Source organism: Acinetobacter sp. GWC1_38_13, assembly GCF_001767535.1.
GTDB lineage: Bacteria > Pseudomonadota > Gammaproteobacteria > Pseudomonadales > Moraxellaceae > Acinetobacter > Acinetobacter junii.
The window spans coordinates 1-6,657 of record NZ_MELG01000129.1; the positions used below are offsets into that span (position 1 = coordinate 1).

Here is a 6,657-nt window from a genome sequence, read left to right on the forward strand (position 1 = left end):
TAGTTGCTCACTTATTTAGATCTTTTTGGATTTACGGGGAGCACAACCACTATGAACATTTCAATCCATTCTTCATGGCTAAAATACACACTTCTTGCTGCAAGTCTTAGCAGCTTATTGGGTATTTCTGGTTGTGCTAAAAAACCTGAACAGCAAGCAGAAACAAAACAAGAAACCACAACATTAAACATCGGCTTCCAGAAATATGGCATCTTGCCGATTGTCAAAGCAAAAGGTGAATTAGAAAAAAGTCTTGCTGCTCAGGGTGTGAATATTAAATGGGTCGAGTTTCCAGCGGGCCCTCAACTCTTAGAAGGTTTAAATGTTGGGAGCGTAGTATTTGGTGAAGCAGGTGAAGCACCACCTATCTTTGCTCAAACAGCGAACCCTAACTTAGTTTACGTTGCAAACCAACCACCTGCACCTACTGCTGAAGCTCTGATTGTGCAGAAAAATTCACCGATTCAATCAATACAAGATTTGAAGGGTAAACGTGTTGCTTTAAACAAAGGTTCAAACGTTCATTATCTTTTATTAAAACTGCTTGAAGCACATAACCTTACGCTCAATGACATTCAGCCCGTTTATCTCCCTCCTTCTGATGCACGTGCTGCGTTTGAAAAAGGTGCCGTCGATGCTTGGGTGATTTGGGACCCATTCTTCTCTGCTGCTGAACATCAAATCCAAGCTCGAGTAATTGCGAACGGTGAACATCTGGTTAGTAATCATCAATTCTATTTGGCTGATCGTAAGTTTGCTGAATCCAATCCAGCAGTTTTGAAAACTTTGGTTGCTACTTTGAATCAAACAACTGACTGGGTCAAAGCACATCCTGATGACGCAGCTAAATTACTCGAAAAACCGACAGGGCTGGAATTTGCGGTTTTAAAAACATCAATCTCTCGTATGGGTTTCGGTGTTCAACCAATCTCTGAAAAAGTCGCTAAAGAACAACAATACGTTGCTGATGCATTTTTTGCGCAAAAACTTATTCCAAAGCAGCTTGTCATCCAAGATGCCATCCTAAAAAACGATGTTAAATAATTGGAGATCTCGATGAAGGTGTTTTCTAAAGTTTCAATTTTGGGTGTATTGATCGCGGCAGCGACAATCGGAGGCTGTCAAAAAATCGAACAGCCGTCGGCAGATATTGCAAGCTCTACTGAAAATAGCGCGGTAAAAACACTTTCTATCGGCTTCCAAAAATCTTCGCTGAATCTACTGGTCGCAAGACAACAGAAATTATTCGAGCAAGCCTTTCCAAATGCCAAAATTGAATGGCGTGAATTTCCTGCAGGTCCACAATTACTTGAAGCATTGGCTGTTGGTGCTGTCGATTTTGGTTCTGTTGGAAATACACCACCTATTTTTGCTCAAGCAGCTGCCAAGCCATTAACTTATGTGGCTTATGAAGTTGTCGCACCTACTGCACAAGCCATATTGGTTCACCCCAATAGCCAAATCAATACACTACAAGATTTGAAAGGTAAACGAATTGCTGTGCAAAGAGGTTCTAGTGCACATGAGCTGCTCGCTAAGACCTTACAGAAAGCTCAATTGTCTTGGCAAGATATCGAACCCATTTGGTTACCGCCCTCTGATGCACGTGCTGCATTTGACAAACAAGCGGTAGATGCTTGGGCAATTTGGGAACCTTATTTGGGCACTGCGGAATTACAGGGTCATACCAAAGCGTTGATTGACGGGCGATCTTTCCCAACCACTTATTCTTTTTATATTGGCAACCCAAATTTCATCCAGAAGCATCCTCAAGCTGTACAGAAAGTCATAAATGCGATCAATGATGCAGATCACTGGATCGTAAAACACCAAGATCAAGCCTTAAAAATCTATGCAGGCAGTACAGGCTTAGATAGTCAAGTTGCTCAACGTGTTTTAGACAAAAGACCAAAACCTTCGCCTGTTCGTCCTCTCACAACAGAGGTAATTCTCCACCAACAAGAGATTGCCGATTTATTTCAACAAGAGCAATTGATCCCTGTGCAAATTGACGTTCAGCGCAGCGTTTGGTCTACCAAATAAATGCTTATTTTACTTTCATAAGGAACATCGACATGAATATTTTTTGGTTTATTCCCACTCACGGTGACAGTCGTTATTTAGGCACCAGCAAGGGTGCTCGTCAGGTCGATCATGCTTATATGAAACAGATTGCGGTTGCTGTAGATAATCTTGGCTATGCAGGAGTATTAATTCCAACTGGTCGCTCTTGTGAAGACCCTTGGATCACCGCAGCAAGCCTAATCGATGCCACAAAACAGCTTAAATTTTTAGTCGCACTTCGACCAGGAATCACGACGCCTGCACTCGCTGCACGAATGGCTGCCACATTTGATCGCTTATCAAATGGTCGTATTTTATTGAATCTTGTGACTGGTGGTGATGAGCAAGAACTCAAAGGTGATGGCTTATATGAAGACCATAGTACGCGTTATCAAACGGCATCTGAATATGTAAAAATTTGGCGTGAAATCCTAAGCCGATCACATACTGGTGAGTCATTCACGTTTCATGGTGAACGCTTAAGCGTTGACGATGCCAAACTTTTGTACCCACCTGTGCAAAAACCTTATCCTCCCCTTTGGTTTGGCGGCTCATCAGAAGATGCTACTGAACTTGCGGCGGAACAAGTGGATACCTATTTAACATGGGGTGAACCACCAGCTGCTGTAAAAGACAAAATCGAATATTTAAAAGCTAAGGCTGCGGCAAAGGGTCGTAGCTTGAATTATGGAATCCGTTTACACGTGATAGTACGCGAGACCAACCAACAAGCTTGGGCAGCAGCCGATGAATTAATTCAATATTTAGATGATGAGACTATTGCAGCAGCGCAGAAAAAATTTGCACAAATGGACTCTGTCGGTCAGCAGCGCATGGCAGCCCTGCACGGCGGGCGTAAAGATCAATTAGAAGTCTCACCAAACTTATGGGCGGGTATCGGTTTAGTCCGTGGTGGCGCAGGCACAGCCTTGGTTGGTGATCCAGAAACCGTTGCTGCACGTATTCAAGAATATGCTGAGTTAGGTATCGATACTTTTATCTTCTCAGGCTATCCACATTTAGAAGAATCAATCCGTTTTGCAGAATTGGTGTTTCCGTTATTGCCACTAAAAACACGAGAGAAACTTGCACAACCTCATTTAACAGGCCCCTTCGGTGAAATTATTGCTAACAATTATGTGCCCGAAGTCAAACAGCCTAAAGTGTTAAACAAGGAGACCGCATGACTACACAAAATGTTTCACGTGGAACACAACGCATTTTTACCAATCTTTTACCGTGGCTATTCCCTATTTTATTGATCGTGATATGGCAAGTTGCATCAAGTTCGGGGCTCTTGCAAAGTCGTGTTCTTCCTGCACCAACCGCTGTAGTGAGTGCCTTTTGGCACTTACTAATTAGTGGCGAGCTTTGGCAGCACGTAAAGGTCAGCGCTGGACGGGCATTACTAGGATTACTCATTGGAGGTGGACTAGGTCTACTGCTCGGGTTGTTGAATGGTTCATCACGGATCGCGTCGACCTTACTCGATACCACTCTACAAATGATCCGCAACATCCCTGCTTTGGCACTGATTCCATTGGTTATTTTATGGTTCGGTATTGACGAAACAGCCAAATTATTTCTAGTTGCAGTCGGTGTATTTTTCCCAATTTATATCAACGCTTATCACGGTATTCGTTCTGTTGACCCTCAACTAATCGAAATGGGAAAAAGTTATGGTCTGAGTCGCTGGCAACTGTATAAAGAAATTATTTTACCTGGGGCCATGCCTTCGATTTTAGTCGGTTTTCGTTTTTCACTCGGCTTGGTTTGGGTGCTTCTCATCGTAGCTGAAACGATATCAGCGCAATCTGGTATTGGTTATATGACCATGAATGCACGTGAATTTTTACAAACAGATATCGTTTTGGTCGGCATTTTGCTCTATGCCCTACTTGGAAAACTAGCTGATGTTTTTGCACAGATATTAGAACGTTATTTATTGCGTTGGCATGCAGGCTATCAAAAATAAAAAGGATCAATTTATGACGAATCTCAACCTAAAATTCTTAAGTGAATCTCGCACCCAAGACTCACTATCAAAGGATGACAATAGCAATGGGGCTGCTATTCAAATTGAGCAACTCTATAAATATTATGGTGATGTCAAAGTATTAGAAGATCTAGATTTAGATATTCAAGCAGGTGAATTTGTTGCAATTGTTGGACGTAGTGGTTGTGGTAAAAGCACCTTGTTACGTTTAATCGCCCAACTGGAAAAACCAAGTTATGGCGAAATCAAATATCAATCTGCACGCCATTTTAGAGAAGGGATTACCAATGCTGATATTAGGGTCATGTTTCAAGATCCACGTCTACTACCATGGAAAAGTGTATTGAAAAATACGCAACTTGGATTAGCCAAAGAAAAATATAAATTTACCGAGCAATTGCTAGAAAAAGTGGGCTTAAAAGATAAAGCCGAACATTGGCCCACTCAACTTTCAGGGGGACAACGTCAACGTGTTGCTTTAGCGCGTGCTCTATCGCATGCGCCTCGCATTCTACTACTGGACGAGCCATTAGGTGCATTAGATGCGCTCACACGATTAGAGATGCAAAATCTCATCGAACAACTTTGGAATGAGCAAGGTTTTACCGCTATTTTAGTGACCCATGATGTTAGTGAGGCCGTTCAACTGGCAGATCGTATTATCTTGCTCGATCAAGGTCACATTAAACAGAGTTTCAACGTAGATTTAGCTCGTCCACGCGTTAAGAATATTGCCTTCACACGCCTAGAACAGCAGGTTTTAGAGGCTGTTTTAGCCACTTGAGCTATATGTTTTACGACTAAGAAAAATGACTGATCGTTCTGTTTTTGTCTACAAAATAAGCGGCAGAAGATACCCAAAATGGTCAATTTTTACCGTTAATCAACAGAACGTTACCGTTAATCTAAGAACTGAACGATTTTTGCTAAAAAAAATGTGTTCTTGTGCACAGATATATGAATTTATCTTACAATGTCAAGGACATTTTTTGAATCAAGCTCGCAGATGGAACAGAAAAAAAGTACACAAAAGCGCAATCAACTGCTGAATGCTGCCCTAGATGTTTTTTCCGTCTATGGGTTCAGCGGCGCAAGTTTGGATGAGATTGCACAACTTGCAAATATGCATAAATCGAATATTTTCTATTACTATGAAAATAAAGAGTCACTTTATGTTGAAGTGCTCACCACGGTATTACAAAAGTGGCTTGCACCCTTGCAAACCCTAGAGTCTGAGCTTGAGCCAACTGAAGCCCTCACTCACTATTTAATTCAAAAAATTGAAAGCTCGCGTGATCAACCGAAAGCCTCTCGTTTATTTGCATTGGAAATCATTCAAGGTGCGCCACATATTCTGCCAATCCTGAAAGGTCCATTGAAAAAGCTATTTAAGCGTAAAACCAAGGTGATTCAAACTTGGCAACAACAAGGTAAATTGTCGGCAGAGATTGACCCTGAATTGTTGATTCTCAATATCTGGGCAATCACTCAAAACTATGCTGATTTTTCGACGCAAATAGAAATGGTTACGGGTAAAACTTTACGTAACCGTAGCATGTTTCAACGCACGGTTGAGCACACTGTGCATATGATGCTTTATGGTGTGATCCCTCGCTAAATTAGCCCATTAAAAAAAGCCCATCTCGATCGATGGGCTTTTTTATTAGAAATGAGCTTGATACAAAGCGAGCAGTTTTTGTGCCCCTACCAATAGGTTTTCTTCCCAGTCTAAATGAGCAGTATCATCTGCCCCATCCGTAATATATTTTACTGAAATCAACCGCACCCCAAGTTTTTGACACACCTTTGCCAGAGCATAACCTTCCATATCTACTAAATTGCAATGAACCTTTGGAACCCCAGTTTCAAATGAATCGCCTGTACCACAAATACCTTTAGGTAAATATTCAAAATAGGCTGGTGTATGAATCTCAGCAGGTAAATGTTCATCCATAGGCGTGACCCCGACCGCAAAGCCCAAGGGTGATACATCCATATCGCGCTGCACAAAGGTCGTCACCTCAACTAAACTATGTGCATTAAAATGAGAGCTCCCAGCACTACCCAAGTTGATCAAGGTTTTACATCCCGTTTTTTGGATTACCTCAAATGCCTTGAATGCTGCATTAATTTTACCGATACCACTATAGTGAACTTCAATTCCAGCTTGCTCAAATAGACCTTTTGATTCATTTGGCAGTGCCATCATCAAAGCAACATCAGCATTCATAACCACATACTCTATTCAGATTAAAGCCAACACACATAAAAAGGTGTGCTCTTGCACAACGATTATCTTATTGCATCTTTTGCTGTAAGGCGACCAAACAAGGAGAGAAAAATAGTTGACCACTATATGCACCAACCACTGTTTTTTTCATCACCAAAGCCCATAACGCTAGCAAAACAATACTCAAAGCTACAGCAATATAGGTAAAGAAATTGAACTGTAACTGATGCGCCAAATTAAAGATCGCTAAAATAAATACACCAAATGGGAAAGTCAGCCACTACTGTCCCATAGTTTGCTTTAAATAAAAAAACCTGAGTCTAAATAGTTAAAATATGAGTGCAAACAAACACTTTAACTATAAAGG

The 6,657-nt window shown here is 41.4% G+C and carries 7 protein-coding genes and 1 pseudogene; 6 read left to right on the forward strand and 2 right to left on the reverse strand.

Going from position 1 to position 6,657, the window contains the following annotated elements:
* The first annotated feature begins 51 nt into the window (after nt 1–51).
* The 6 genes from A2003_RS14070 (at nt 52) to A2003_RS14095 (ending at nt 5,678) form a co-directional block, all read left to right on the forward strand.
* Nucleotides 52–1,044: a sulfonate ABC transporter substrate-binding protein gene (locus tag A2003_RS14070; protein ID WP_286687528.1), complete on the forward strand. Its 993-nt coding sequence runs from the start codon at nt 52–54 to the stop codon at nt 1,042–1,044.
* Nucleotides 1,045–1,056: 12 nt separating this feature from the next.
* Complete coding sequence (locus A2003_RS14075) at nt 1,057–2,043, forward strand: aliphatic sulfonate ABC transporter substrate-binding protein (protein ID WP_286687529.1); 987 nt, start codon at nt 1,057–1,059, stop codon at nt 2,041–2,043.
* Nucleotides 2,044–2,075: 32 nt separating this feature from the next.
* A complete protein-coding gene (gene ssuD / locus A2003_RS14080) occupies nt 2,076–3,251 on the forward strand; it encodes an FMNH2-dependent alkanesulfonate monooxygenase (RefSeq protein ID WP_004966910.1) in 1,176 nt (391 codons plus the stop codon).
* The gene (gene ssuC, locus A2003_RS14085; protein ID WP_286687530.1) at nt 3,248–4,039 is read left to right on the forward strand and encodes an aliphatic sulfonate ABC transporter permease SsuC; all 792 of its coding nucleotides are present in this window, start codon (nt 3,248–3,250) and stop codon (nt 4,037–4,039) included. Before ssuD ends, ssuC begins: the two co-directional genes overlap by 4 nt.
* Before the next feature lie 13 nt (nt 4,040–4,052).
* Nucleotides 4,053–4,844: an ABC transporter ATP-binding protein gene (locus A2003_RS14090; RefSeq protein ID WP_075696867.1), complete on the forward strand. Its 792-nt coding sequence runs from the start codon at nt 4,053–4,055 to the stop codon at nt 4,842–4,844.
* Nucleotides 4,845–5,066: 222 nt separating this feature from the next.
* Nucleotides 5,067–5,678 carry a TetR/AcrR family transcriptional regulator gene (locus A2003_RS14095; RefSeq protein ID WP_004966907.1) on the forward strand — a complete coding sequence of 204 codons (612 nt, stop codon included), beginning with the start codon at nt 5,067–5,069 and terminating at the stop codon, nt 5,676–5,678.
* Between the two features lie 45 nt (nt 5,679–5,723).
* Here the strand turns inward: A2003_RS14095 and A2003_RS14100 are convergent, their stop codons facing one another.
* Both A2003_RS14100 and A2003_RS14105 read right to left on the reverse strand, forming a co-directional pair.
* Nucleotides 5,724–6,290: a 5'-methylthioadenosine/S-adenosylhomocysteine nucleosidase family protein gene (locus A2003_RS14100; RefSeq protein ID WP_004956924.1), complete on the reverse strand. Its 567-nt coding sequence runs from the start codon at nt 6,288–6,290 to the stop codon at nt 5,724–5,726.
* Between the two features lie 67 nt (nt 6,291–6,357).
* Nucleotides 6,358–6,567: pseudogene (locus tag A2003_RS14105) on the reverse strand (SLAC1 family transporter); the annotation flags it as partial.
* Between the last annotated feature and the right edge of the window lie 90 nt (nt 6,568–6,657).